The organism is Paramagnetospirillum marisnigri (assembly GCF_001650715.1).
In the GTDB taxonomy this organism is placed as follows: Bacteria; Pseudomonadota; Alphaproteobacteria; order Rhodospirillales; family Magnetospirillaceae; genus Phaeospirillum; species Phaeospirillum marisnigri.
In genome coordinates this window covers 160,435-185,142 of record NZ_LWQT01000120.1, presented here as the reverse complement: position 1 = coordinate 185,142, position 24,708 = coordinate 160,435, and the positions used below count along the sequence as shown (strand labels likewise).

The window sequence follows — 24,708 nt, the reverse complement described above, 5'->3', positions numbered from 1 at the left end:
GGGTGCCGGAAGGCCGAGCCGGTGCTTTCGTGCAAGCCGCTGCGGCCTCGGCCCGCTGCGCCCACTTGGCCAAGTCCAGAGCGTCGCCTTGGGCGAGACCCAGTTTGATGGCGTCGCGGGAGTTGGCGAGCAATGCCTTCCATGCGGCCAGCCGAGAGGCTTCGTCATTGGCGAGCCGGACGGCACGGGCGAGCGCCAAGACGGCGGCGCGGGCGTCTTGGCGCATGGCTCGCCGGTCGTGGGGCACCATGGCCACCGCCCATGATATGGCCGGGCGCTTGCGGGCGATGGCGGTTTGTCCGGGGCCTCGGTGCCGTGTGGGCCGTCGTGCGATACCCTGTGCCGCCAGTGATCGGGCATCGATTCGATCCACGACCCCGGCCCGCGCGAGATGGCGATTGCAGCAGTCTTCCCACATCTCCCGAATCCGACGCAGTTCCTCGGCCCGGTCGCGCCCGCCGAAGGCTCGAATTTTTGATCCGGTCCCATCGCCAAGGATGACCCGCTCCGTCCATGCGAGATGGACATGGTAATTGCGCTGGTCTCCGGCGGAGTCAGGGGCGTGGATGGCGTAATCAACGGCGCAACTGTATCGGTCGGCCATCGCCCGCCCGAAGTCCTCGACCAGCGAATGGCGCTGGGCGGCGGACAGTTCATGCGGAAGAGCCGCGATGGCGGTGCGACCGGCCACGGCCCGTCGTCGGATGTCGCCTTGTCGCGGCCCGCGCTTGCGGACGCGTTCGCCGTCCAGCACGGCGGCCCATAGGGCGTCTCGTCCGCCCATGATCAGGTCGCCGGAAACACCCGGCGGCCAGACGACGCCCTCGGCCGCCAAGCCGCCGGTCTTGGAGGGCCGGAAGGTCTCGCCATTCAAACGCAACGGCCGGCGGGTCTGGTAGGCCACAGCTGGCCCGACCTTCCCGGCCGCCAGTGGCTTGACGCTGAATGAGTAAATCGCCATGGCGCACCTCGAACCGACCGCCGGTAGGCGGGCGACGCACGCAAATGGACCTGTCCCATTTGCCTAAATGCGCCGTGCTCTATCATCGAAGTAGGATTGTTTCTGATTCGGGCGAGTGGCTATTACCCCTCTGAATCGTCCGACAGGCTCTCAGCATCGATCAGTCTGATCGTCCTCAAATGGACCGAGGCCGAGAACAAAGCCTTCGGATTTGCGCATTCGAACTTTTCGAAAATACTACTGCGGTGTGCTTCTACGGTTCTAGGGCTAATGGAGAGTTCTTGCGCTATCTGCTTGGTGGCTTTTCCTTCGACAATCAGCCAGAAAACTTCTGCTTCCCGCAAAGTCAGGCTCTGGAAATATTTTAATGCATCCATTAAAGGGCCATGTCTTTGACGATGTTCCTGATGGACTTCGCATGCTTCGGCAACAAGGTGCATGAGTGGTTCGAAGTCGTTCGGCTTCTCAAAGAATGTGTATGCGCCGAGTTTGACAGCCTGAACTGCTGCGGGGATATCGCCTTGGGAAGAGAGAATGATAGCGGGGGCGTCGTTTCCTCGCAGACGCACCTGCTTGAATGCTTCGATGCCATTCATTATGCCTAGGCGGTAATCGATCAGAAGACACCCAATCGACGATACGTCATGTCCTGCGATGAACGAGTCCGCATCGGGAAACTCGGCGACGACATATCCACGGGATTCGAGGTTCCATCGGAGGATTTCCCGATAGTCTCGGTCATCATCGACAACGGAAATGGCGAACCGATTTGAGGCTTGCAATACGACCTTCTGCGAAGAATGCGCGCCGCATGCGCCCTATGGCATGGGTATGTGCGTAAAATCTACGAATAAACCTTTGTCTAGGGGGGGGGGCTAAACTCTTGTCAAGGATTATTCGCTGATCGGTCGAAAAAATGATCGCCCATAACGATAAAAATCAGCGTCATTGCGTGGCAAAGCGTGTTTCGATGATGATCGCATTCATCAAAAACGAAACTGTATTGCAGGAAGTTGTTTCTGTCGGCTGCCGCTGCGCCGATCAGAAAATCTGCGACCTATGGGAAGCCTGCAAGCGAATACACCAATCGTTTCAATCACCAAAATCGTAGCGCTCTTCCGAAAGGTCTCCATTGCATGAGCCAGCACCATGAACGGCGTCAGCATAGTCGCAAGATTGGCCATGGCTTGGTGGTTCTGATCGACAATCGCAGCCACCCCGTGATCGATATTTCGGTTGAGGGTGTCAAGTATCAGGGCAATGGTAGCCACGTCGGAGCGACCGTAAGCCTGAAACTGGCGCGACTGGACGATATGAAGGACTGCGTCGAGGGACGGGTTGAAGTCGTTGATATCGACTACGAGACGACACGGGGGCGATTCATCCCCACCGTGGGGCTGTTGCGCTACATCATCGGTCATATCAGTAAGACGACGGGATCGGAGCCGACCTACTTCAAATAGGAACTGGCGCAACGGAATACGGAGCCGATGGATTCATCCCGAAACGATAGCAATGAGGTCGATGCCGCCGATGAGTATCGTGCGGCCCTTGATGCACTTCGGGACGCGTTCGAGAGGGCGTCCTTTGCTCGTGAGCGATGCAGAGCGGCAGGGGTCGGCGAATGTCACCAGAATGGCTCGTCTTCCGTGAGCAGGGTTGAGGCCGCTTGGGGTTCTGATACATTCGAGTGTGTCGTTATTCAGGCACTCAATAAGTGGCCAAGGCGATGAGTTCAAAATCCCGTAGGCGGCATTGTCTGTCTAAGCGATTTTACGCCATGCTTCGTGTATCAGAACATGACAATGGGGGTGATGTATTGTCGGAAATGGTGAGTGCTGTTTCCTCATGTTCTGATTCGCAGGATTGTTATCTTCGTAAGACATGCAAACGCATCCATGAGGCGTTTTTACTTTCGACGCCGAAATCCAACGATAAGAGCGAATAGCGGGTGCTCCACACCTCATTAAGGCTTTCGATGCTTCGCGGGCGTTAGAACACGCTTGCGGTGAGTAATCTGGCGCTCGCTTTCAGCCTTGCTGCTGGCGACGATACTGGCTTTGCGTTCAGGCGGGCTTTGCGTTCGCTGCGCCCCCTGATTCTTGGCCTGCTTGGGTGCCAAGAAGCGTCGTTGCGGCTGGTTCTGCTTGTGAAGATGGGATAGATCGAGCGGCGCGAAGGTGAGGGCCGAGACGACGGGGGCGGACTGTTTCGGTTCGAATCCATGGAAATACACCACGTCCATTTCGTCGATCTGGGCATGGCCCATCATCTCCCGCACCAAGACAGGATGGGCTTGCAGTTCTCGGTAGAGGCTTGTCCTCAATGTGTGGCGGAGGGCGTGGAAGTCCTTCCACTTTTCGTATATTCCACAATCGCGGCGATACTTCGTGAAGAAGCGGGAGAAAACACCGCCAGCATCACGATACTGGTCATGAAACTCGGGGAATAGATCGGAAGCGCCGGATTTCTCGACTTCTTGGCGGTATTCAACCAGTCCGATCTTGATTAATTCGGGATGGACAGGGATTTTTCGAGGCGCATTGGAGGTCTTCCCAGCCTTGATGTCGATGATCCAGCACTCAGCGTCGCTGTCGAATTGCAGATCGTCAAGGGCCAGGCTGGCGATCTCGTCCTCTCTGGCTCCCGTGAACAGGCCGATAAGCGGCAGCCAAAATGGCCCATCATCGGCAAGAAAGTCTCCGGCCCTTGCTCGCTTGCCGGGGCGGTGCCCCGCCGCACCAGTGAAAAGAGGAGTATTGAACAATGCTTGGAGTTCGGAAATCGGCCATGGCTTTCGCTTGCTGGCATCTTTCTTCAAGTCCTTTTCGGCAAACAGCACGCCTTCGAATGGATTTCGCAGCGCCAATCCGCTTTTCTTGATCCGCTCGTTATAGGCGTCGGTGAAGAAGGTGAGGTGCTTATTGACGGTAGTTTTTGACAGTTTTTCGGCTCTTGCCTCGGCGTCGCGTCTGGTCATGGTCAGACCGCCAACGGTGATCGTATCGGTGGCTTCGCGCGACCCGCGCTTCCCCATCGCCTTTTCGACGGATTGGCGGAGGGCGACGGCGGCTCGATAGTCCATGTCCTTATATATGCCCTTGCCGACCAGACAGGGCAGGCCGCAGAGCCATTCACGGAATGCGAAAGCGTCGGGTTTGGTGATTTGGGCGAAAGGCAGGTCGCCCTTGTAGGAGAGGAAGAGGCGCAAGGCCATGCGGGCTTGCTGTTCGGTGTCGCCGCTGGCCTTCCATTTTCCCTCGGCCTTCTTGGACGTGATATTGGCCTCGAACATCTCGGAAAGTTTCTGGCGGGCGGATTCTTCCCCTGCGCCGCCAAGTCCGAGGGCAGGGCCACCCCCGATGGAAACAAAGGGATGGATCGGCGGGTGATAGACGCCACGCTCCCGTTCTGCATTCAGGCATTCGGCGGCGGCGATGGTCGCCAGCACCTTGCGCACGTAGCCACGCCACTGGTGTGGGCCGTCTGGCCGTTCGAATCCACGCTCGCGCAACTGGTCATCGGCGCACTGCTCGCCCATGCCGAGTTCATTGTAGAGCAGGGCGGCACGAATCTCCTCGGCATTGTATTCGGGATAGGCGGTGTCAAGGGATGGGTCGTCTTCATCGATTATATCGGTGTCGATGACCCATGGCGACCAACCTGCTGGCCGTGCCGCTCTTTCCAGTTCGCCCACTTCTAAGATTTCAGTGAAAAGGTCGAGCAGAATACGGTCGAGGTCATCCTTCGTCGGCTGGCGCTTTTTGACCATCGACATACTCCTGATCTGCTGCGCCACCTGCTCTACCATTGCGGACACGGCTCGCGCAAGGCGGCGGGCCGTCTCGGGATGAGTCGTGCGAAGCGAGCGGGCGTAGTGGCTGCGCCCGAGGATCGTAGCGATGGGGCGGGGAAGGCGGCTACGCCAATAGTAGGTTGCCTCACGTCGATAGAGATGATTGGTCATGGTGCCGCATTCATTCATTCGGGGCGGCGGTGTCGCATGAAGGTGTCTCACATAGGTGCGACACCCTGCAAAAGCGGCTCGCCACCGGGTTTCCGGTGTGCGGCGATTTGCTTTTCTTTTCAAGGGATTGACATGAAAAAGCCGACCGTTTGACGGTCGGCTTTTCCTTCATCTGGCTCCGGGGGAGGGATTCGAACCCCCGACCAGCCGGTTAACAGCCGGCTGCTCTACCGCTGAGCTACCCCGGATCATCGGCTGCCCAAGCGGCACGGCAAGCCGAAGAATTCTCGTTCATCACGTCGCCCCAGCCCGGGGACGGTGGAGGCCGAGGCCGGAATTGAACCGACGTACGCGGATTTGCAGTCCGCTGCATAGCCACTCTGCCACCCGGCCTAACCGGCCCGATCGGCCGGGGGCCGACGTGAGGACCGTGCTTATACGCGTTGATGGGCAGGCGGTCAAGCCGGGTTTGCAGACTTTCTTTTCATCGGCCGTATCCCTTGCCGGAGGGGGGGCTCTGCGCCACGGAATAGTCCTTGATCTTCCGTCCCGGGAGGCTAATGTTCGGCTGAGCAGGGATTTCCGTTCGGGGATGGGAACTCTATTTTCGAAGAGGTGCGTGATGCGTAAGGCGGGCATTTTGCTGGCCGGTGTTGTCGTTGCCGGCTTGGCGGGCGTCGAACCCGCGGCGGCCGAATCGCTCGAGGACGTCCTGTCCTCCGCCTATGCCAGCAACCCGAATCTTCTGGCGCGGCGCGCGCGCCTGCGCTCCGCTGACGAAGCCGTGCCCCAGGCCCTAGCCAACTGGCGTCCCACCGTTTCCATGACGGGCTCCATCGGGCGTGGCAATTATTCCAACAACGCCTATGCCAAGTACGAGAGCACCCGCACGCCCAAGACCGGCGCCGTCACCCTGAGCCAGCCGCTTTATCGCGGCGGCCGGACCGCCGCCGCCACCAATCAGGCCGACAACACCGTGCTGGCCGAGCGCGCCTTGTTGGCCGGGACCGAGCAAAGCGTGCTGCTGGCCGCCGCGACCGCCTATTTGAACGTGGTGCGGGACGAGGAAGTGCTGAAGCTCAGCCAGAACAATGAACTGGTGTTGAAGCGTCAGTTGGAGGCGACCGTGGAGCGCTTCCGGGTGGGAGAGCTGACCCGCACCGATGTCAGCCAGGCCGAGGCGCGCCTGTCCAAGGCCAGCGCCGACCGTATCGCCGCCGAGGGTAATCTGCAAAGCACCTTGGCCAATTACGTCAATTCCGTCGGCCGCCCGCCCGAAGCGCCGCGCCAGCCGGCCCTGCCTGGCGCCTTGCCCGCCAGTCTGGACGAGTTGAAGACCGTCGCCCTGGCCCAGTATCCCACGGTGCTGGCCGCCGACTATACCCATGCCGCCGCCAAGGATGGCGTCGATCTGGTGTTCGGCGAACTGCTGCCCACCGTGTCGCTCAGCGGCAATCTCAATCGCACCTTGCAGACCTCCACCATGAAGTCCGAGACCATCTCGCGCGAGGTGCTGCTGAATCTGTCGGTGCCCCTCTATGAGGGCGGTGGGACCTATGCCCGGGTGCGGGCTTCCAAGCATACCGCCGGTCAGCGCCGCATCGAGGCCGATCAGGCTCGGCGCGATGCACTGGAAACCGCCACAAAGTCTTGGGAAAGCCTGCAGGCGGCCCAGGCCCAGTCCCGTGCCTTCGAGGCCCAGATCAAGGCGTCCGAACTGGCCCTGGCCGGCGTTCGCGAGGAATCCAAGGTCGGCTCGCGTACCGTTCTCGACGTGTTGAATGCCGAGCAGGAACTGTTCGACGCCCGCGTCAATCGCACCAAGGCCGAGCGCGATGTGCTGGCCGCCGCTTTCCAGGTCAAGTCAGCCATGGGGCAGATGACCGCCCAGGGGCTCAATCTCCCGGTGTCCATCTACGATCCGACCAAGCACTACGACGACGTGCGCGGCAAATGGATCGGCAACGGCATCGACATGGAGAATGGATACGAGTAGAACTGAACGAGCTTTGACGGAAATCCGACGCTTGGTCGAAGTTTCCATTGGTTGCTCGTAGAATTTTAACCATTTGTTACCGGCTCTGCTGCAAGCTTGCAGCAGGTCCCTTTTCCGGGCGCAGGCAGACAGAAGCCGTGACATGAGCGAAGACAAGGCCCAGCAAGAACCATCAATGGAGGACATCCTCGCCTCCATCCGACGGATTCTGTCGGAGGATGAGGCCGAGGATAAGCCGAAGGCTCCGGAGCCGCCGCCACCGGAACCCGAGCCTGAGCCCATGCCGCCGCCGGAGCCCGAGCCCGAGCCGGAACCGGAACCCGTCGCTTTCGCCCAGGACGATATCGACTCGCTGTTCGATACTCCCGCCCCCGCGCCGGAGCCCGAACCCGAGCCCATGCCCATTCCGGAACCCGAGCCGGAAATGGACGACGATATCCTCGAACTGACCGAGGACATGGTGATGGAAGAGGCTCCGTCGGAGCCCGAACCCGCCTTCGATATCAATGACTTCAAGCCCGATCTCGGCAGCTTTGACCCCGAGCCCGAGCCGGAACCCTATATTCCGCCGCCGCCGCCGCCGCGTCGTGTCCCGATGGACGACAGCGGCCTGATGGCGCAGCCCAATATCGACCACGGCGCCTCGCTGCTGTCCAATCTGGCCCGCGAGATCGTCCGCCAAAAGGCGTTCGGCCTGGGCAACAGCGCCGTCACCCTGGAAGATCTCGTCAACGAGCTGCTGCGCCCGATCCTGAAGGAATGGCTCGACCAGAACCTGCCCTACATGATCGAACGCATCGTCAAGAAAGAGATCGAGAGGATGGTAAACCGCTCCGAAGACTATTAATCTTCGCCGGATCGTATCACAGGGGGCGGCCCGGCAGATCGGGCCGCCCCGTTTTCATGTTCACCCCAAGATAAAGCGCAAGCCAAACGCCATGCTGGAAAAGACGTACAGCCCCGCCCAGGTCGAGCCCAGGCATTACGAGAAGTGGGAACAGTCCGGCGCCTTCGCCGCCGATACCACCTCGAACCGCCAGCCCTACACCATCATGATGCCGCCGCCCAACGTAACCGGCAGCCTGCATATGGGCCATGCGCTGACTTTCACGCTGCAGGACGTGCTGATTCGCTACCGGCGCATGAGCGGGCGCGACGCGCTGTGGCAGCCGGGGACCGACCATGCCGGCATCGCCACCCAGATGGTGGTGGAGCGGCAGTTGGAAGCCCAGAAGGTCACCCGTCATGATCTGGGCCGCGACAAATTCGTCGAGCGGGTGTGGGACTGGAAGGCGGAATCCGGCGGCACCATCACCCGGCAGTTGCGGCGCCTGGGCGCCTCGCCCGACTGGGCCAAGGAACGCTTCACCATGGACGAGGGGCTGTCGGCCGCCGTCCGCAAGGTCTTCGTCACCCTCCATCGTCAGGGCCTGATCTATCGCGCCAAGCGTCTGGTCAACTGGGACCCCAAGCTGCACACCGCCATTTCCGATCTGGAAGTGGAACAGCGCGAGGTCAAGGGCCATATGTGGCACTTGAAGTATCCAGTAGAAGGCATTGATAATACCTATATTATTGTCGCGACAACCCGGCCCGAGACCATGCTGGGCGACTCGGCCGTCGCGGTGCATCCCGAGGATGAGCGCTTCGCCCATCTGGTGGGCAAGCATGTTCGCCTGCCCATCTGCAACCGCCTGATCCCCATCGTCGCCGACGAATATTCCGACCCGACCAAGGGCACCGGCGCGGTCAAGATCACTCCCGCCCACGACTTCAACGACTTCCAGGTGGGAAGCCGCCACGACCTGCCGCTGATCAATGTGTTTGATCGCGACGCCCGCACCAATGACGAGGTGCCCGAGGGCTATCGCGGCCTGGACCGTTACGACGCCCGCAAGAAGATCGTCGCCGCCTTCGAGGAGATGGGGCTGCTGGAGAAGATCGAGCCCCACACCCATATGGTGCCCTATGGTGACCGCTCCGGCGTGGTGATTGAGCCCTGGCTGACCGATCAGTGGTTCGTGGATGCCGCCACCCTGGCCAAGCCCGCCATCGAGGCGGTGGAGACCGGCAAGACCCGCTTCGTTCCCAAGCATTGGGAAAACACCTACTACGAGTGGATGCGCAATATCCAGCCGTGGTGCATCTCGCGCCAGATCTGGTGGGGGCATCAGGTTCCGGCCTGGTACGGCCCCGACGGCACCTTCTTCGTCGAGGAAACCGAGGCCGAGGCCAAGGCCGCCGCTCGGGCCCATTACGGCAAGGACGAGCCCCTGGTGCGCGATGCCGACGTGCTGGACACCTGGTTCTCGTCGGCGCTGTGGCCGTTCTCGACCCTGGGCTGGCCGGAAAAGACCCCGGAACTGGCGCGCTATTATCCCGGCGACGTGCTGGTGACCGGCTTCGACATCATCTTCTTCTGGGTCGCCCGCATGATGATGATGGGCATCCATTTCATGGGCGACGTGCCCTTCAAGGACATCTACATCCACGCCCTGGTCCGCGACGAGAAGGGCCAGAAGATGTCCAAGTCCAAGGGCAATATCATCGACCCCCTGGACCTGATCGACAAATACGGCTGCGACGCCCTGCGCTTCACCCTGTCGGCGCTGGCCGCCCAGGGGCGCGACGTCAAGCTGGCGGAAGGCCGGGTCGAGGGCTATCGCAACTTCGCCACCAAGCTGTGGAACGCGGCGCGGTTCTGCCAGATGAACCAGTGTCATCCGGTGGACGGCTTCGACCCCAAGGCGGTCAAGGAGACCGTCAACCGTTGGATCGTCGGCAAGACCGCCGAGACCGCCGCCAGGGTGGGGACCTCCATCGAGACCTACCGCTACGATGCCGCCGCCGGGGGCGCCTATCAGTTCGTCTGGGGCACCTTCTGCGACTGGTATCTGGAATTCGCCAAACCCATCTTCAATGGCGCCGACGAAGCCGCCAAGGCCGAGACCCGGGCCACCGCCGCCTGGGTGCTGGACCAGATCCTGCACATCCTGCATCCCCTGATGCCCTTCATTACCGAGGAGCTGTGGGAGCAACTGGCCTCGCGCGGCGAGGCGCTGATGCTGCGGCCGTGGCCGGTGCTGGACGGTCTGGCCGATGCCGGGGCCGAGGCGGAAATGGACTGGGTTGTCCGGGTGATTTCCACCGTGCGCGCGGTACGCTCCGAGATGAATGTGCCGCCCTCGGCCCAGGTCGATCTGCTGGTGGCGGGGCTGACCTCCGAGAAAGCCGCTTGGGCGGCCACCCATGCCGACCTGATCACCCGTCTGGCGCGTCTGAGCGCCTTCGACCGCCAGGCCGAGGCCTCGCGCATCGCCCAGGCATCATCGCACGGCGCGGCCCAGATGGTGGTGGACGAGGCGACGCTGGTGATGCCGCTGTCGGGCGTCATCGACGTGGACAAGGAACGGGCCCGCCTGGACAAGGAGATCGCCCGTCTGGACGGCGAGATCGCCAAGGTGGACAAGAAGCTGGGCAATGCCGACTTCCTGGCCCGAGCGCCGGAAGAGGTGGTGGCGGAACAGCGCGAGCGTCGCGCCGAATGGGCCACGGCCATGGAGAAACTGCGCGAGGCCCTGGAGCGTCTGTCGGGGGCTTGAAAGGTGAAGCGGGAAGGCAATGGCCGATCTCGGTGAAAAGATCACCCGGGAACTGACGACCCGCTACATCGCCGTGCTGGTGGTGGTGGGCTTTCTCGCCCTGCTGTCCTTCCTCGCCCTGACCCAGGCCATTTCCGACACCGCGGGCAACGGCGAGACCATCAATGTCACCGGCCGCCAGCGCATGCTGGTGGAACGGGTGGCCTTCGCCGCCAACCGGCTGGCGGCGATGGGCTCGGGCGGCTCGGGCGAAATGGAATCCCTGCTGGCCGATGCGCTCGACCAGCTTGAAACCCGCCATGCCCAACTGGCCCAAAGGGCGGTCCTGGCCGCCGAGGACAACGGCGATGCCTTCGACACCTTGCTGCGCGCCCTGGATCGCGAGATGCGCGATTTCATCGCCCATGGCCGCGCCCTGCAAAATCGCCGCCCCCCGCCCGGCGCCAATGATCCCGATCTGGTGGAACTGTCCGCCGCCGCCGCCGGGCCGCTGCTGGCCCGGCTGGAGCAGGTCACCGCCCATTTCCAGGCCGAGGGCGAGGCCATGGCGGAACGTCTCAAGGTGCTGCAGGCGGTGTCGTTCCTGCTGGTTATCGGCAGCCTGGTGCTGTCGGCCATCGGCGTGTTCCAGCCGCTGGTACGCCGCCTCACCGCCGATATCCAGGAACGCTCCCGCGCCGCCCGCCAGTTGCAGGAAAGCGAGGAGCGCCTGTGGCGCATCCTGGAGGAAAGCCCCGTCGGGGTCTCGGTGTCGCGGCGCAAGGATGGTCGGATCGTCTTCGCCAATACCCGCTTCACCGACATCATCGGCATGAGCAAGGCGGAGTTCCTGGCTTCTTCGGCCCGCGACCATTATGTGGACGATGCCCAGCGTCTGGGCGTGCTGCGCGAGCTTCGCCGCAACGACGGCCGTCTGGACGATGCCGAGGTGGAGTTCCGCCGCAAGAACGGCAATCCGTTCTGGAGCCTGCTGACCATCCGTTCCGCCGATTTCCGGGGCGAGGCGGTCAATCTGGCCTGGATTTACGATATCACCGAGCGCAAGGCCGCCGAGGAACAGATCCTGTTGGCGGCCAAGGTGCTGGAAACCGTGTCGGAAGGGGTGGTGATCACCGATTCCGCCAACCGTATCGTCTTCGTCAATCCGGCCTTTTCCACTATCACCGAATACCCCCGCGACGAAGTGCTGGGCCGCAATCCCAAATTCCTGCACTCCGGCCGTCACGATGCCGAGTTTTACGCGGCCATGTGGAAACAGCTCGACCGCCATGGGCGGTGGTCGGGCGAGGTGTGGAACCGCCGCAAATCCGGCGAGTTCTTCGCCGAGTGGCTGTCCATCTCGGTGATCCACAATGCGGCGGGCAAGGTCAGTCATCATGTGGCGGTGTTCACCGACATCACCCACCGCAAGGAAGACGAGGAACGAATCTGGCGTCAGGCCAATTACGATCCTCTGACCGGTCTACCCAATCGCTCGCTGTTTCTCGACCGGCTGTCCCAGGCCGTGCGTCAGGCCAAGCGGGAGTCCAAGGGCTTTGCCCTGATGTTCCTCGACCTCGACGGGTTCAAGGCAGTCAATGACAGCCTGGGCCACGCCGCCGGTGACGTGTTGCTGCAACAGACGGCGCTGCGTCTTTCGGATTGCATGCGCTCCAGCGATACCTTGGCGCGGCTGGCGGGCGACGAATTCGTCGTGATCCTGCAAGGGGTCACCGGCCGCACCGAGCCCGCCATCGTCGCGGGCAAGATTCTGTCACAGCTGGGTCGCCCCTATGAGCTGGAAGGCGGTACCGCCCAGGTGCGTGGCTCTATCGGCATCGCGCTTTATCCCGATGACGCCGAGGACGGGCCGGGGCTGGTGCGGCTGGCCGACGAGGCCATGTACGCGGTCAAGCGCGGCGGCAAGAACAATTTCCGCTTCGCCGGGGATGACTGAGCCTATGGCGTCTCGAAACGGATGCCCTGGGCCAGGGGCAATTCGGTGCCGAAATTGATGGTGTTGGTGGTGCGGCGCATATAGGCCCGCCAGGCATCCGAACCGGATTCGCGGCCGCCGCCGGTGTCCTTCTCGCCACCGAACGCGCCGCCGATCTCGGCCCCCGATGGGCCGATATTGACATTGGCGATGCCGCAATCGCTGCCCCAGGCCGACAGGAAGGTTTCCGCCTCGCCCAGATCGCGGGTGAAGATGGACGAGGCCAACCCTTGGGGCACGCCGTTATTGGCGGCGATGGCCTCGTCCAGGGTGTCGAAGCCGGTGACATAAAGAATGGGGGCGAAGGTCTCGGTCGCCATGAGCGGCGAGGGGCCGGGCATGTCCACCAGTGCCGGGGCGGCGTACCAGGCCCGGGCCCAGTTGCCGACCATGACCCGGCCGCCGCCATGGACGGCGCCGCCTGCACTCCTGGCGGCCTCCAGCGCCGATTGCATGGCGGTGAAGGCTGGACGCCCGATCAGTGGCCCCACCAGGGTTCCGGCCTCGCGCGGGTCGCCCAGGGTCAGGGACGCATAGGCGGTTTTCAGCCTGTCAACCAGATCGGCGCGAATGGAATTGTGGACGATCAGGCGCCGCAGGGTGGTGCAGCGCTGTCCGGCGGTGCCCACCGCCGCGAACAGCACGGCGCGCACCGTCAGATCCAGATCGGCCGAGGGGCAGACCACGGCAGCGTTATTACCGCCCAACTCCAGCAGCGACCGCCCCAGCCGGGCCGCCACCCTTGGCGCCAGCGCCTTGCCCATGGCGGTGGAGCCGGTGGCGGACAGCAGGGCAATACCGGGATGGTCGGCCAGGGCGACGGCGGTTCGGGCGCCGCCGAACACCACCTGACACAGGCCCGCCGGAATGCCGCCGAGGCGATGCGCCGCCCGCTCGACCAGGGCGTGCACCGCCAGAGCGCAGAGCGGGGTCTTGTCCGAGGGCTTCCAGATCACCGGATTGCCGCAGACCAGGGCCAGGGCGGCGTTCCAGGCCCAGACCGCCACCGGAAAGTTGAAGGCGGTCACCACCGCCACCGGCCCCAGGGGGTGCCAGGTTTCCATCATGCGGTGCTCGGGCCGCTCGGTGGCCATGGTCAGGCCATAGAGCTGGCGCGACAGGCCCACGGCGAAATCGCAGATGTCGATCATCTCCTGGACTTCGCCCAGGCCCTCCTGGAGAATCTTGCCGGTCTCCACCGTGACCAGCAGACCGAGATCGGATTTGGCGGCGCGCAACTCCTCGGCCAGCAGCCTGACCAGTTCGCCCCGCCGGGGGGGCGGTACCCGTCGCCACCGAATAAAGGCGTCGCCCGCCGCGTCAACCGCATGGTTGACGTCCGGGGTCGGCGCCACCGAGCCGATCACCGAGCCGTCGATGGGAGAGCGGGCCGTGATCCGGCCTGATGACCGGGGAACCCCAAGACGGTTCAGCAACTCGCGGATATTCATGATTTAAGGCCTCGTCTTGTCCCGGATGGCCGACAGGGTGGTGCGGGTGGTGATGGCCTCGGGATCAAGCTTGAGATGGAGTAGGGCAAGGCGTCCGGCCGCCAGGGCGCGGTCCAGCGCCGGGGCGAAGTCCTCGGTGCGCTCCACCAATTCGGCCCATCCGTCGAAGCTGCGGGCCAGGGCGGCAAAGTCGGGATTGGCCAGATCGGTGGCTAGGGTGCGGCCGGGATGGCTGGCTTCCTGGTGCATGCGGATGGTGCCGTACATGCCGTTGTCGATGACGATCACCAGCGGGGCCAACCCATGCAGCTTGGCGGTGGCCAGTTCCTGGGCCGTCATCAGGAAGCAGCCGTCCCCGGCGAAGGCCACCACTTGCCGCTCGGGGAAACGGGCCTTGGCCGCCAGGGCGGCGGGCAGGCCATAGCCCATGGAGCCGTTGGCCGGGGCCAATTGGGTGCCGTAGCGGCGGAAGCGGTGGAAGCGCTGGGGCCAGCCGGTATAGTTGCCCGCGCCGGTGCAGATGATGGCGTCGTCGGACAGGCGGCTCTCCAGCGCGGCCATGACCTTGCCCATGTCGAGCGCGCCGGGGCAGGGGCCGGGCACCCGGTTGGCGAGATGGTCGGAGCGGGCGGATTCGGTCCAGTCGTCCCAGGCGAAGTCATGGGGCGGCGCCAGTTCGGCCACCCGGCGGGCGAAGGGCAGCATGGCGGCCACCACCGCCAGGGCCGGTCGATAGACCCGCCCCAGTTCCTCGGCCTCGGGGAAGACATGGATCAGGGTCTGGGCCGGATTGGGCGCATGCACCAGGGTATAGTTGCCGGTATCGACCTCGCCCAGTCGGGTGCCGACCGCCAGCAGCAGGTCGGCATCCTTGACCCGCCGCGCCAGGCTGGGCGCCACCGAATAGCCCAACTCGCCCACATAGACCGGCGACTGGTTGTCGATGATGTCCTGGCGACGGAAAGCGGCGGCCACCGGGATGTGCCAGCGTTCGGCGAATTTCTCGAACAGGGTTCCGGCTTCCTGGCTCCAGCCGCCGCCACCGACGACGGCCAGCGGGCGTTTGGCCTTGGCCAGCAATTCCACCAGTTTGTCCATGCGGCACGGGCCGGGATGGGGCAGGGCCATGGGCAGCGCCCCCACATCCTCGACCTTGGCCCGTTCGGCCAGCACGTCCTCGGGCAGGATCAGCACCACCGGCCCGGGGCGCCCTCCCAGGGCGGCGGCGAAGGCGCGGGCCACCGCCTCGGGCAGGCGGGCGGCGTCGGTGATTTCTTCCACCCGCTTGGCCAGGGGCAGGAACATCTGGCGCAGTTCCACCTCCTGGAAGGCCTCGCGGCCCCGGTTGGGGCGGTCCACCTGACCCACCAGCAGCACCAGGGGGGTGGAATCCTGGAAGGCGGTATGGACCCCCACCGAGGCATGGGTGGCGCCGGGGCCGCGCCCGACGAAGCACACGCCGGGGCGTCCGGTCAGCTTGCCCATGGCCTCGGCGGCGTAAGCCGCGCCGCCTTCGTGGCGGAAGGCCAGGACCTTGAGGCGGTCGCGCCGGTCCCAGGCGGCATCGAGGAAGGGCAGGAAGCTTTCCCCCGGGACGCAGGTCACGGTATCGGCGCCATGAAGGATCAGGGCGTCGGCGAGCAATTCACCGCCGGTACGGGAGGGAGTCATGACGGCGTCCTTGTGCTATGGTCTTGCCCGGTGAGTCTACCATATGGGCGGCCAAGCGATGACAGGGGAGTGGGAGGAGCTGGAACGGCGACTTTGGGCCGCGGGGGGCAGCGAAGCTGAGATCGACCGAATCCTGGCCGATGACTTTTCCCTGAAGGCACGGGCTTATACCGCCTCGGTGGAGGATGCCCGCGCCCTGGTGGCCGAAGCTCTGCCGGACTGGCACCTGCATCTGGGCTATGGCGCCAGCGGCGTGTTTCCTTACGCCTTGCTGGCGCGGGGTGACAGCCGCATCGTCTCCGATGGCCCCACGGTGCCCCTGGCTATCCTGCGTTCGGCCCTGGCGGCGCGAGCAGCAGATCAAGCGCCAGCAGCGCCGCCGCCAGCCTGACCTCGGCGCGATCGCCCGGAAACACCTCGGCCCGGTGCAGGGTGGGGCCGCCACGCACCGCACGGGCGAAATGCACCAGCCCCACCGGCTTGTCGGCGCTGCCACCGCCCGGACCGGCAATGCCGGTTATCGCCACCGCCAGATCAGCATGGGAGTGGGCGATGGCGCCTTCGGCCATGGCACGGGCCACCGCCTCGCTGACGGCGCCTTGGGCACTGATGAGATCGGCCGGGACGCCCAGCATCTCGGTCTTGGCGGCATTGGAATAGGTGACGAAGCCGCGATCGACCACGCTGGACGATCCGGCGATGGCGGTCAGCGCCGCCGCCACCAGACCGCCGGTGCAGGATTCGGCGGTGGCGACCATCTTTCCGGCGGTCTCGCAGGCGGCAAAAACCTGAACGGCACGATCAAGCAGGGCGGGGGTCATGACCACACCTGCCGCCACGCCGCCATGCCCAACAGGCCGTAAAGCCCGGCGGCGATGTCGTCGAGCATGACTCCCAGGCCGCCGCCGATCTTCTGGTCGGCGAGCCGAACCGGCCAGGGCTTCCAGATATCGAACAGGCGGAAGAGGGCAAAACCCACGGCAAAGGACAGGGGATCGAGCGGCGCGGCGCTCAGCACCAGCCATTGCCCGGCGACTTCGTCGACCACCACCTCGGAGGGGTCGGGAGCCCCGGTGCGGGCCACATAGACCGCCGATGCCCACCATCCCACGATGGAGCACACAAGAACGGCGGCCAGCAGCAGCGGCGCTCCCCCCTGGGTCATGATCCACCAGCCGAGCGGCAGGGCGGCGGCGGAGCCCCAGGTTCCCGGGGCCTTGGGCAGTAATCCGACACCGAACCAGGTGGCGATAACAGTGGCGGGATGCCAGCCCCCGATTCCATCGCGACGATAAGCCAACTATGTCTCCCGCTTCAGTACGGCAAGAGTTTACCATGCCGGGGCAGTGGGACAACCTTGTGACGAACGTCAATATTTCAAGCATGTCCACTGTCCATGGCTGCAACCGCTATCTTGCACTATGCGTATTATGGACAGCCAAGGGATAATATGTGATGCTAGTGCTAATTAATGGGACGCTTATGTTTTGAAGTGTCTCATACGAAGGATTGCATATTTATACTTTTGGTTTCCGGCTCGAGTTCGAGCGAATTTCTCCCAGGATGTCTGACGTTGGATCGGCAATTTTAGCCGTCGAGGAGCAGGACCAGCCCATGGCCGAACAGAAGGCAGGCCGCAGCATGGGAAAACCCAGTCTGACCGCCCGGTTGCTGGTGGGTGGAGTCGTTTTATACGGCCTGCTATGGTGGGGGCTGGACATTCTGCACGGCCATGAATTGGCCGGGCTGATTGATCGTCAGCTGGTCGAGCGGGTTGAACAGAAGTCGGCGCGCGACATTTTGCGGGTCGATACCCTGCTCCGCTCCCATCAGTCCTTTGCCACATTGCTTGGCCAGACCTTGGCGGCCCAGCGCGATGCCATTCCCAGGATGACGCCATCCACGGCCCCCCCTGTCGTCGCCAATGGCGAACCGCCATGGTTTCCTGGCACGATCGAGCGGCGGACCTTTCCGCCGGTGGATTTCATCCTGCTCGCTGATGGGGAGGGACAGACACGGCAGATTTGGCGGTTGGAAGCGGCGATGGTCCCCAACGGACTGGTGGCCGAAGCCCGCAAGGCCAAGCCGTCATCCAAGGCCAGCGTCATCTTGGTTGACGGCCAGCCCATGATCGTCTCGGTCGGGGATACGCTTGGTTCCGGGCGGATCATCCTGGTGTCGCGACTGACCCAAGGTTTCATCCGGACAACCCTGGGAAGCTATCTCGATCGCGGATTCGCGGTTGCGTTCTCCGACACCAGCAGTGGCCGGATACTGGTCAGTTCCGATCCGGGCGCCCTTGGCCCCGGCACGTCGATATCAGCCTTGCAACCCTCGCTTCTGGCCAGTTCACCCTATCTGTTGCGCTCGGATGGCGAGGGGCCGTCCCAGGTGGCGCTGCTCAGCATATTGGCGACCAGCGATCGGCATGCCTCGCTCAGCGTGCCATTCGTGGATCTGGAACGTCGCCACCGTACCGCCCTGACCCTGGTGACCTTGGGAGTGTTCCTGGGGGGATCGCTTTACGTCACTTGGCGGATCAAGCAGTCGCGGCGACGGATCACGTCCATCGGCGAAAGGGTCTTCGGTGCCAAGGGGACCCTGGCGGCCAAGGGCGGTGACGAGTTGGACGATCTGGAATCGGCCGTCAGGCATCTGGCTGGCGAGGTTGATCGTTCGCGTCTGGCCCTGGCGCGCGAGGAGGTGCAGAAGGTGCGCCTGCTGACCGAGCAGATGGCGCTTGAGACCGAGAATTCCCGTCTCAGGCTGCTGCAGGCGGTTACCGAGGAAATGGGGGTGGGGGTGATCCGCATCGGCCCGGAAGGGGCCGTCTCCGAAAATTCGGTCATGAGCGAGTTCGCCAAGCGGGTCGGGGGCCTGGATCCCTTTGTTCGGGCGAGGACCCGGGGGGAATCCCTGGTCCAGGTCGGTGAGGGCGAGGATGAATGTCTGTTCGAGGTCTTGCTGGCCCGCAAGGTGGATGCCGGCCTCATGCTGGTGCGCGATGCCACCGCCGAGGGGCGCGCCAAGGAGGCCATGGAAACCTTCTCCCAGTTCCCCAATCAGAACCCCCATCCGGTCCTGCGGGTGAATTCCAATGGGGTGGTGACCCATTCCAATCCTGCCGCCGCCGGGCTGCTGGAGTTCTGGAAGGTTGAGGTGGGGGAGCGCCTGCCGGACTCCTGGGTCGCCATCTTCGCCGAGGTGCTGCGAAGTGGCTTGCGGCGCGATGTGGAAATCACCTTGGGCGAGCGGGTTCTGTCGCTGTATCTGGTGCCGCTGCCCGAGACCGGGGTGGTGAACCTGTATGGCGCCGACATCACCGGACGGGTGGCGGCGGAACGGCTGCTGCATATCGTCAACGAAAGCCTGGAACGCCGGGTCCAGCAGCGGACCGAGGCGTTGAAGGCCGAGATCGCCGAGCATGTCCGGGCCAAGCGGGAACTGACGGTGGCCATGGAGCAGGCGGAAATCGCCAATCGGGCCAAGACCGACTTCCTGGCCAATGTCAGCCATGAACTGCGTACGCCGCTCAATGCCATCATCGGTTTTTCAGAGGTCATGGCCTCCGAGATGTTCGGGCCGCTGGGCGAGCCGCGCTACAAGGGTTATGTCCAGGATGTCCTCAGTTCCGGGCGACATCTGCTGGAGGTCATCAACGACATCCTCGACATCGCCCGCATCGAGGCGGGAAAGATGGATTTCCATGTTTCGGAGGTGGATGTGGCCGAGGTCTCGGCCGCGGCGATCCGCATCGTCGAAACCCGCGCCGCCATGGGGGGGCTGACGCTGCGGCGCACGGTGGTGGACCCCATTACCGCCATCCGCGCCGATCGGCGCCGACTGCTGCAGATCCTGGTCAATCTGTTGTCCAACGCGGTCAAGTTCACGCCGAAGGGCGGGGTCGTGGAGCTTACGGTGGGCATGGAGGGCGATGTGGCCCGCTTCACGGTCAGCGACACCGGTATCGGCATGAGTTCGGACGAAGTCGTGGTGGCCCTGCAACCCTTCCGTCAGGTGGACAGCGGCTTGGGGCGGCGCTACGAAGGGACGGGATTGGGGCTGCCGCTGGTGCGGGCTTTCGTCGAACTCCATGGCGGCAGCCTGGATATCGACAGCGACAAGGGGCGCGGAACCACCGTGACCGTCCACCTTCCCAGCCGCACTGAATCCTCCTCGGAGCCCATGCAAGAGGCGGGTGAGTAGGACCGCTACTTGTAACGTTCCTCGGCCCAGGGATCGCCCCGGTCGTGATATCCCCGCAATTCCCAATATCCTGGGGTGTCACGATCCGAGAAGGTGATGTGACGCAGCCACTTGGCGCTTTTCCAGAAATACAGCTTCGGCACCACCACCCGCACCGGGCCGCCATGCTCCCGCGACAGCGGCTTGCCCTGCCAGGAATGGGCCAGCAGCACATCCTCGTCGCCGAAGTCCTCCAGCGACAGATTGGTGGTATAGCCGTCGAAACTGCGCAGCAGCAGGAATTTGACGCCGGGGCGGGGGCGCGCCATCGCCAGCAGATGACGGGCGGAAACACCGGCCCAGAGGTTGTCGTAGCGTGACCAGGTGGTGACGCAGTGGATATCGCTGACGATTTCGGTCTGGGGTTGGGCCAGGAAGGTTTGCCAATCCCAACGGATGGGGGTTTCCACCTGGCCGCCGACCGACAGGCTCCAGTCCTTGACCGACAGATTGGGCTGATCCCCCAGATCCAGCACCGGAAAGTCGGCTGTTTCACGCTGGCCGGGAGGCAGGCGCGGACGGGCGGGCGAGGGGGGCTGGCCGCTCAGGCCGCGACGGGCTCTTGCCCATTCTTCCTTGGCACGGCTGAGTTTGGATGGCGGCGGAGGATCGTCTTCGATGCTCATGGTTCCCACCATATGGGAACGGATCGCGGAATGGTCAGCCCTTGTCACGCATCAGGCGGGCCTTGTCGCGATTCCAGTCGCGTTCCTTGATGGCCTCGCGCTTGTCGTGCAGCTTCTTGCCCTTGGCCAGCCCCAATTGCACCTTGGCGATGCCGCGATTGGCGAAATGAATGTCCAGCGGCACCACGGTCATGCCGTCCTTGGCGATGGACATCATCAGCCGCGCCATTTCCCGTTTATGCAGCAGCAGCTTGCGCGGCCGCCGGGTCTCGTGGGGGAACGGCATCTTGGACTGGTATTCGGGAATATAGGCGTTGAACAGGTACAACTCGCCCTGCATGGGACCGGCAAAGGCTTCGTTGATATTGCCCTTGCCGATCCTCAGCGACTTGACTTCGGTGCCGACCAGCATGATCCCGGCCTCGATCTCGCTCACGATGAAATAGTCGTGGCGGGCGCGGCGGTTCTGGGCGGCGATATGGCCGGGAAGGACCATCAGATCAACCCGGCCGCCTTCATGGCGGCCTCGACGCGCTTCCGGGCATTGTCCGAGGCCGGAACCAGCGGCAGGCGCACGTCCGGGGTCGACTTGCCCAGCAGCGAGGCGGCGTATTTGACCGGTGCCGGGCTGGTTTCGCAGAACAGGGCGTCGTGCAGCGGCATCAGCTTTTCGTTCAGGGCGGCGCAGGTCTTGAGATCACCCGCGGCCCAGGCGTTCTGCATTTGAGCGCACAGCTTGGGCGCCACGTTGGAGGTGACCGAGATGCAGCCGACACCACCCTGGGCGTTGAACGGGATGGCGGTGGCGTCCTCGCCCGACAACTGGCAGAAGTTCGGGCCGAGCGCCAGACGGGCCCGCAGCGGGCGGACCAGATCACCGGTGGCATCCTTGACGCCCACGATGGTGGGCAGGGCGGCCAGCCGCTGGAAGGTGTCGATGCTGATATCCACCACCGAGCGCCCAGGGATGTTGTAGACGATGATGGGAATGTCCACGGCCTTGGCGATGGCTTCGTAATGCCGGAACAGGCCTTCCTGGGTCGGCTTGTTATAATAGGGTGCCACCACCAATACCGCGTCGGCACCGGCCTTCTTGGCGTGGCGGGACAGGTCGATGGCCTCTTCGGTCGAGTTGGACCCGGCTCCGGCGATCACGGGCACCCGGCCCTTGGCGGCCTCGATGCACAATTCCACCACCCGATGATGCTCGGCATGGGACAGGGTGGGCGACTCGCCGGTGGTGCCGCACGGGACCAGGGCATGGGTGCCCTCGGCGATCTGCCACGCCACCAGGTCCTGGAACGATTTTTCATCCACCTTTCCGTCACGGAACGGAGTGATGAGGGCGGTGATCGATCCCTTGAACATGGCGGCTATCCACGAAAGAGGTTGCAAAAGAGCAGGGACATTAGCCCTAACCGGTTTCGCCTGCAAGATCGGCCGCGGTCGGCAGCGCCGGTTCCGGCTGGAAATCGCACGGTGATGCCGGGTTCAGCTTGAAAGGCATTCCCTTGGGCCTCTAATATGACCGGCTCGAATTGCCGCCATGTCGGGGTTGTCGCCGGTGAAGGTTTTTCTCGTTGCCCTGTTTCTCGCCGTCGGCCTGCTGGTTGGCCCCTCGGCCTCGGCCCAGACCATTTCCGGTGACCTGGGGCTTGCCCGCCAGGCGGTTGCCGCCGCCAAGAAGGACCGGTTCGACGAGGCCTTGCGGCTCGCCCGCCAGTCCCGCGTCAAGGTGGCGCCGTTGCTGGTGACCTGGATGGCCTATGTCTCGGGCCGTTCCGATGCCGATTTCGCCCAGTTGACCGCTTTCATCAATGCCAATCCCGATTGGCCGCTGATGAGCCAGATGACCCGGCGGGCCGAAGAATCCATCACGGCCGCCACGCCCACGGCTCAGGTTCTGGGGTGGTTCGACCATCATCCCCCCACCACGGCCGATGGTGGAGGTGCCTATGCCCGCGCCCTGTTCGCCGCCGGGCGGACCGAGCAGGCGGTCAAGGTGGTGCGCGACACCTGGGTCAATCTCAGTTTCGGCGCATTGCAGGAAAAGCAGTATCTCGGCTTCTTCGGCGAATATCTGCGCTACGAGGACCATTGGGGCCGCCTGGACCGCTTGCTGTGGGACCGGCAGGAGACCTCGGTCCAGCGCATGATCCTCAAGGTCGATCCCGGCCATCGCTCCCTGGCCCAGGCCCGCCTCGCCCTGCAAAGCGGCAAGGCCAATCCGGAGCCGCTGATCAACGCGGTGCCCGCCGCTTTGCGCGACGATCCCGGCCTGATCTACGAGCGGGTGCGCTGGCGCCGCCAGAAGGAGTTGGACGACGAGGCGGTGGACCTGCTGCGCCATCCCTCGCGCAACAAGGTTCGGCCCGATCTGTGGTGGCAGGAACGCGCCATCCTGGCGCGGCGCGCCTTGCAGAAGGGGCACGTCTCGCGGGCCTATCAGAGCGCCGCCGACCACGGGCTGGAAGGCGGAAGCCAGTATGTGGACGCCGAGTTCCTGGCGGGGTGGATCGCGCTGCGTTTCCTTGATGATCGCGAAACCGCGACCATGCATTTCTCGCGGCTGTACGACTGGGCCAGCCACCCCATCTCGCGCGCCCGCGCCGCCTATTGGGCGGGACGGGCGAGCGAGGCCGGAGGCGATGCCAAGACCCGCGACTGGTACACTCGCGCGGCGCGCTACTCCACCACCTATTACGGCCAGTTGGGGGCCTCCAAGCTGGGCGACCATCACTGGCCGCTGCCCGATGAGCCCTTGCCCACCGCCGAGGACACCGCCCGCTTCGAATCCCGCGACGTGGTCGCCGCCGCCAAGCTGCTGATCGAGTTGGGGGTCGAGGACCAACTGCGTGCCTTCTTCATCCGGCTCAACGACATCGTCAATACCCCCGGTGAACGCGGGCTGGTGGCCCGTCTGGCCGCCCGCGGCGGCCGCGATGATCTGGCATTGACGGTGGCCCGGCGGTCGGATCGCGAGGGTGTCACCCTGCTGGAGGCTGGCTGGCCGGTCCCCAGCTGGGCCACCTCCGAGGATGGGCCGGAGCGGGCCCTGGTCCTGGCCCTGATCCGCCAGGAAAGCGGCTTCATGAGCGATGCGGAATCTCCCGTGGGAGCGCGTGGCCTGATGCAACTGATGCCCGCCACCGCCGTCCGCGTCGCCAAGTCGCTCAAGCTGCCCTATCACGTGGACAAGCTGGACAATCCAGATTTCAACGTGCGCCTTGGTTCGGCTTTTCTCGGCAGCCTCCTCAACGATTTCGAGGGTTCCTATATCCTGGCCCTGGCCTCCTATAACGCCGGGCCGGGCCGCGCGCGCAAATGGATCCGGGAATATGGCGACCCGCGTGACGCCAAGGTGGACGTTATCGACTGGATCGAGCTGATCCCGTTCAGCGAGACCCGCAACTACGTGCAGCGGGTGATGGAAAGCGTCGCGGTTTACCGCCGCAGGCTGGGCAAGCCCGCCGGTCCCCATCTGGAAGCCGACCTGAAGCGCTGGGCCCGGCGCACCGCCGAGGCGAACCGATGATTACGCCCGGTTCGGTCCGGGTCTGCGTCTTCGATGCCTATGGAACCCTGATGGACCTGTCGGCCATGGTGGAGCGCTTCCGGCCCGACCTGGGCGACAGGGCGGAACCGTTGCTGAAGCTTTGGCGCAAGCGACAGTTGGAAATCAGTTGGCTGCCGCCTCAGGTGGTGACAAAGGCCGATTTCTGGCTGGTGACCGGCGAGGCCCTGGATGAGGCCATGGCCCATTTCGGCCTGGATGACAGCGCCCTGCATACCCGCCTGATGCGGGCTTGGCTGGAGCCCGCCATGTATCCCGACGTGGCTTCGTCCTTGTTGCGGCTGCGGGCTGCGGGCATCAAGACGGCGATCTTGTCCAACGGTACCCGCCAGATGCTTGATGAGGGCGTTCGCGCCGCCGGGCTCGGCCCTGCCCTCGACGCCCTCCTGAGCGTCGAGCAGGCGGGGGTGTTCAAGCCCGAACCGGCGGTCTATAAGCTGGTCAACGACCGGTTCCAGGTCTCGCCCCAGTCGGTTTGCTTCGTCTCGGGCAATGCCTGGGACGTCCATGGCGCGGCGCGCTCCGGCTTCCAGGTGGTCTGGATCAACCGGACCGGCGCCCGCGCCGAGAATCTGCCGCGCGGGACGGCGGCGACCATCGCCACCCTGGCCGATCTGCCCGCGCTTCTGGGAGTGTGAAA

19 protein-coding genes and 2 tRNA genes are annotated in these 24,708 nt (G+C 64.1%); 9 read left to right on the top strand and 12 right to left on the bottom strand.

Annotated features, from left to right (window positions below):
• Both A6A04_RS20520 and A6A04_RS22035 read right to left on the bottom strand, forming a co-directional pair.
• On the bottom strand, positions 1 to 961 hold a 961-nt coding region (locus tag A6A04_RS20520), incomplete at its 3' end, for a MobA/MobL family protein (RefSeq protein ID WP_156612721.1).
• A gap of 122 nt (positions 962 to 1,083) precedes the next feature.
• A complete protein-coding gene (locus A6A04_RS22035; protein WP_082915094.1) occupies positions 1,084 to 1,743 on the bottom strand; it encodes a response regulator transcription factor in 660 nt (219 codons plus the stop codon).
• A gap of 231 nt (positions 1,744 to 1,974) precedes the next feature.
• Here A6A04_RS22035 and A6A04_RS20505 point away from each other — a divergent pair, with 231 nt between their 5' ends.
• Positions 1,975 to 2,424 carry a PilZ domain-containing protein gene (locus tag A6A04_RS20505; RefSeq protein WP_245651324.1) on the top strand — a complete coding sequence of 150 codons (450 nt, stop codon included), beginning with the start codon at positions 1,975 to 1,977 and terminating at the stop codon, positions 2,422 to 2,424.
• 503 nt (positions 2,425 to 2,927) lie between these two features.
• Here A6A04_RS20505 and A6A04_RS20500 read toward each other — a convergent pair.
• The 3 genes from A6A04_RS20500 to A6A04_RS20490 form a co-directional block, all read right to left on the bottom strand.
• A complete protein-coding gene (locus tag A6A04_RS20500; RefSeq protein ID WP_068495866.1) occupies positions 2,928 to 4,928 on the bottom strand; it encodes a DUF6538 domain-containing protein in 2,001 nt (666 codons plus the stop codon).
• Positions 4,929 to 5,101: 173 nt separating this feature from the next.
• Positions 5,102 to 5,176 (bottom strand) — tRNA-Asn (locus tag A6A04_RS20495).
• Between the two features lie 71 nt (positions 5,177 to 5,247).
• Positions 5,248 to 5,321: transfer RNA gene (locus A6A04_RS20490), tRNA-Cys, on the bottom strand.
• A gap of 229 nt (positions 5,322 to 5,550) precedes the next feature.
• Here A6A04_RS20490 and A6A04_RS20485 point away from each other — a divergent pair.
• The 4 genes from A6A04_RS20485 to A6A04_RS20470 all read left to right on the top strand — a co-directional run bounded on the left by A6A04_RS20485 (position 5,551) and on the right by A6A04_RS20470 (position 12,462).
• Complete coding sequence (locus tag A6A04_RS20485) at positions 5,551 to 6,924, top strand: TolC family outer membrane protein (RefSeq protein WP_068495865.1); 1,374 nt, start codon at positions 5,551 to 5,553, stop codon at positions 6,922 to 6,924.
• A gap of 142 nt (positions 6,925 to 7,066) precedes the next feature.
• Positions 7,067 to 7,771: a DUF2497 domain-containing protein gene (locus A6A04_RS20480; RefSeq protein WP_245651323.1), complete on the top strand. Its 705-nt coding sequence runs from the start codon at positions 7,067 to 7,069 to the stop codon at positions 7,769 to 7,771.
• Between the two features lie 91 nt (positions 7,772 to 7,862).
• Positions 7,863 to 10,526, top strand: a complete 2,664-nt coding sequence (locus A6A04_RS20475; protein WP_068495863.1) for a valine--tRNA ligase — start codon at positions 7,863 to 7,865, stop codon at positions 10,524 to 10,526.
• Positions 10,527 to 10,545: 19 nt separating this feature from the next.
• Complete coding sequence (locus tag A6A04_RS20470) at positions 10,546 to 12,462, top strand: diguanylate cyclase domain-containing protein (protein WP_068495862.1); 1,917 nt, start codon at positions 10,546 to 10,548, stop codon at positions 12,460 to 12,462.
• 2 nt (positions 12,463 to 12,464) lie between these two features.
• On the opposite strand, the gene amaB is transcribed toward A6A04_RS20470, so the two are convergent.
• Positions 12,465 to 13,952 (bottom strand): L-piperidine-6-carboxylate dehydrogenase, encoded by a 1,488-nt coding sequence (gene amaB, locus A6A04_RS20465; protein WP_068495861.1) that lies wholly within the window; start codon positions 13,950 to 13,952, stop codon positions 12,465 to 12,467.
• 3 nt (positions 13,953 to 13,955) lie between these two features.
• Complete coding sequence (locus A6A04_RS20460; RefSeq protein ID WP_068495860.1) at positions 13,956 to 15,623, bottom strand: thiamine pyrophosphate-binding protein; 1,668 nt, start codon at positions 15,621 to 15,623, stop codon at positions 13,956 to 13,958.
• A 58-nt stretch (positions 15,624 to 15,681) separates the two neighbouring features.
• Between A6A04_RS20460 and A6A04_RS22030 the strand changes: the two genes are divergently transcribed.
• Positions 15,682 to 16,014, top strand: a complete 333-nt coding sequence (locus A6A04_RS22030) for a hypothetical protein (protein WP_082915104.1) — start codon at positions 15,682 to 15,684, stop codon at positions 16,012 to 16,014.
• On the opposite strand, the gene A6A04_RS20455 is transcribed toward A6A04_RS22030, so the two are convergent.
• Both A6A04_RS20455 and A6A04_RS20450 read right to left on the bottom strand, forming a co-directional pair.
• The gene (locus tag A6A04_RS20455) at positions 15,947 to 16,444 is read right to left on the bottom strand and encodes a CinA family protein (RefSeq protein ID WP_156612720.1); all 498 of its coding nucleotides are present in this window, start codon (positions 16,442 to 16,444) and stop codon (positions 15,947 to 15,949) included. The genes A6A04_RS22030 and A6A04_RS20455 overlap by 68 nt on opposite strands.
• On the bottom strand, positions 16,441 to 16,923 hold the full coding sequence (locus A6A04_RS20450) for a phosphatidylglycerophosphatase A family protein (protein WP_068495858.1): 483 nt from the start codon (positions 16,921 to 16,923) through the stop codon (positions 16,441 to 16,443). Before A6A04_RS20450 ends, A6A04_RS20455 begins: the two co-directional genes overlap by 4 nt.
• 314 nt (positions 16,924 to 17,237) lie before the next feature.
• Between A6A04_RS20450 and A6A04_RS20445 the strand changes: the two genes are divergently transcribed.
• Positions 17,238 to 19,829: a sensor histidine kinase gene (locus A6A04_RS20445; RefSeq protein WP_068495857.1), complete on the top strand. Its 2,592-nt coding sequence runs from the start codon at positions 17,238 to 17,240 to the stop codon at positions 19,827 to 19,829.
• 5 nt (positions 19,830 to 19,834) lie between these two features.
• Here A6A04_RS20445 and A6A04_RS20440 read toward each other — a convergent pair whose 3' ends face one another.
• From A6A04_RS20440 to dapA, 3 genes are read right to left on the bottom strand one after another with little or no spacing between them, the layout of a single operon-like run.
• Entirely contained in the window at positions 19,835 to 20,494 is a 660-nt protein-coding gene (locus A6A04_RS20440) for a sulfite oxidase-like oxidoreductase (RefSeq protein ID WP_068495890.1), read from the bottom strand.
• A gap of 34 nt (positions 20,495 to 20,528) precedes the next feature.
• A complete protein-coding gene (gene smpB, locus A6A04_RS20435; protein ID WP_068495856.1) occupies positions 20,529 to 20,990 on the bottom strand; it encodes an SsrA-binding protein SmpB in 462 nt (153 codons plus the stop codon).
• Entirely contained in the window at positions 20,990 to 21,862 is an 873-nt protein-coding gene (gene dapA / locus A6A04_RS20430) for a 4-hydroxy-tetrahydrodipicolinate synthase (protein ID WP_068495855.1), read from the bottom strand. The genes smpB and dapA overlap by 1 nt, the downstream gene beginning before the upstream one ends.
• 196 nt (positions 21,863 to 22,058) lie before the next feature.
• On the opposite strand from dapA, the gene A6A04_RS20425 reads away from it, so the two are divergent.
• The gene (locus tag A6A04_RS20425) at positions 22,059 to 24,029 is read left to right on the top strand and encodes a lytic transglycosylase domain-containing protein (protein WP_245651322.1); all 1,971 of its coding nucleotides are present in this window, start codon (positions 22,059 to 22,061) and stop codon (positions 24,027 to 24,029) included.
• Positions 24,026 to 24,706, top strand: a complete 681-nt coding sequence (locus tag A6A04_RS20420) for a haloacid dehalogenase type II (protein ID WP_068495853.1) — start codon at positions 24,026 to 24,028, stop codon at positions 24,704 to 24,706. Before A6A04_RS20425 ends, A6A04_RS20420 begins: the two co-directional genes overlap by 4 nt.
• Positions 24,707 to 24,708 lie beyond the last annotated feature (2 nt).

What these genes read in the sequence shown, in the direction of transcription:
- A6A04_RS20420 (WP_068495853.1), top strand. Translation starts at nt 24,026, where the DNA reads ATGATTACGCCCGGTTCGGTCCGGGTCTGCGTCTTCGATGCCTATGGA.
- A6A04_RS20485 (WP_068495865.1), top strand. Translation starts at nt 5,551, where the DNA reads ATGCGTAAGGCGGGCATTTTGCTGGCCGGTGTTGTCGTTGCCGGCTTG.
- amaB (WP_068495861.1), bottom strand. Translation starts at nt 13,952, where the DNA reads ATGAATATCCGCGAGTTGCTGAACCGTCTTGGGGTTCCCCGGTCATCA.
- smpB (WP_068495856.1), bottom strand. Translation starts at nt 20,990, where the DNA reads ATGGTCCTTCCCGGCCATATCGCCGCCCAGAACCGCCGCGCCCGCCAC.
- A6A04_RS20475 (WP_068495863.1), top strand. Translation starts at nt 7,863, where the DNA reads ATGCTGGAAAAGACGTACAGCCCCGCCCAGGTCGAGCCCAGGCATTAC.
- A6A04_RS20470 (WP_068495862.1), top strand. Translation starts at nt 10,546, where the DNA reads ATGGCCGATCTCGGTGAAAAGATCACCCGGGAACTGACGACCCGCTAC.
- A6A04_RS20455 (WP_156612720.1), bottom strand. Translation starts at nt 16,444, where the DNA reads ATGACCCCCGCCCTGCTTGATCGTGCCGTTCAGGTTTTTGCCGCCTGC.
- A6A04_RS20445 (WP_068495857.1), top strand. Translation starts at nt 17,238, where the DNA reads ATGGCCGAACAGAAGGCAGGCCGCAGCATGGGAAAACCCAGTCTGACC.
- A6A04_RS20480 (WP_245651323.1), top strand. Translation starts at nt 7,067, where the DNA reads ATGAGCGAAGACAAGGCCCAGCAAGAACCATCAATGGAGGACATCCTC.
- A6A04_RS20500 (WP_068495866.1), bottom strand. Translation starts at nt 4,928, where the DNA reads ATGACCAATCATCTCTATCGACGTGAGGCAACCTACTATTGGCGTAGC.
- dapA (WP_068495855.1), bottom strand. Translation starts at nt 21,862, where the DNA reads ATGTTCAAGGGATCGATCACCGCCCTCATCACTCCGTTCCGTGACGGA.
- A6A04_RS20460 (WP_068495860.1), bottom strand. Translation starts at nt 15,623, where the DNA reads ATGACTCCCTCCCGTACCGGCGGTGAATTGCTCGCCGACGCCCTGATC.
- A6A04_RS22030 (WP_082915104.1), top strand. Translation starts at nt 15,682, where the DNA reads ATGACAGGGGAGTGGGAGGAGCTGGAACGGCGACTTTGGGCCGCGGGG.
- A6A04_RS20440 (WP_068495890.1), bottom strand. Translation starts at nt 20,494, where the DNA reads ATGAGCATCGAAGACGATCCTCCGCCGCCATCCAAACTCAGCCGTGCC.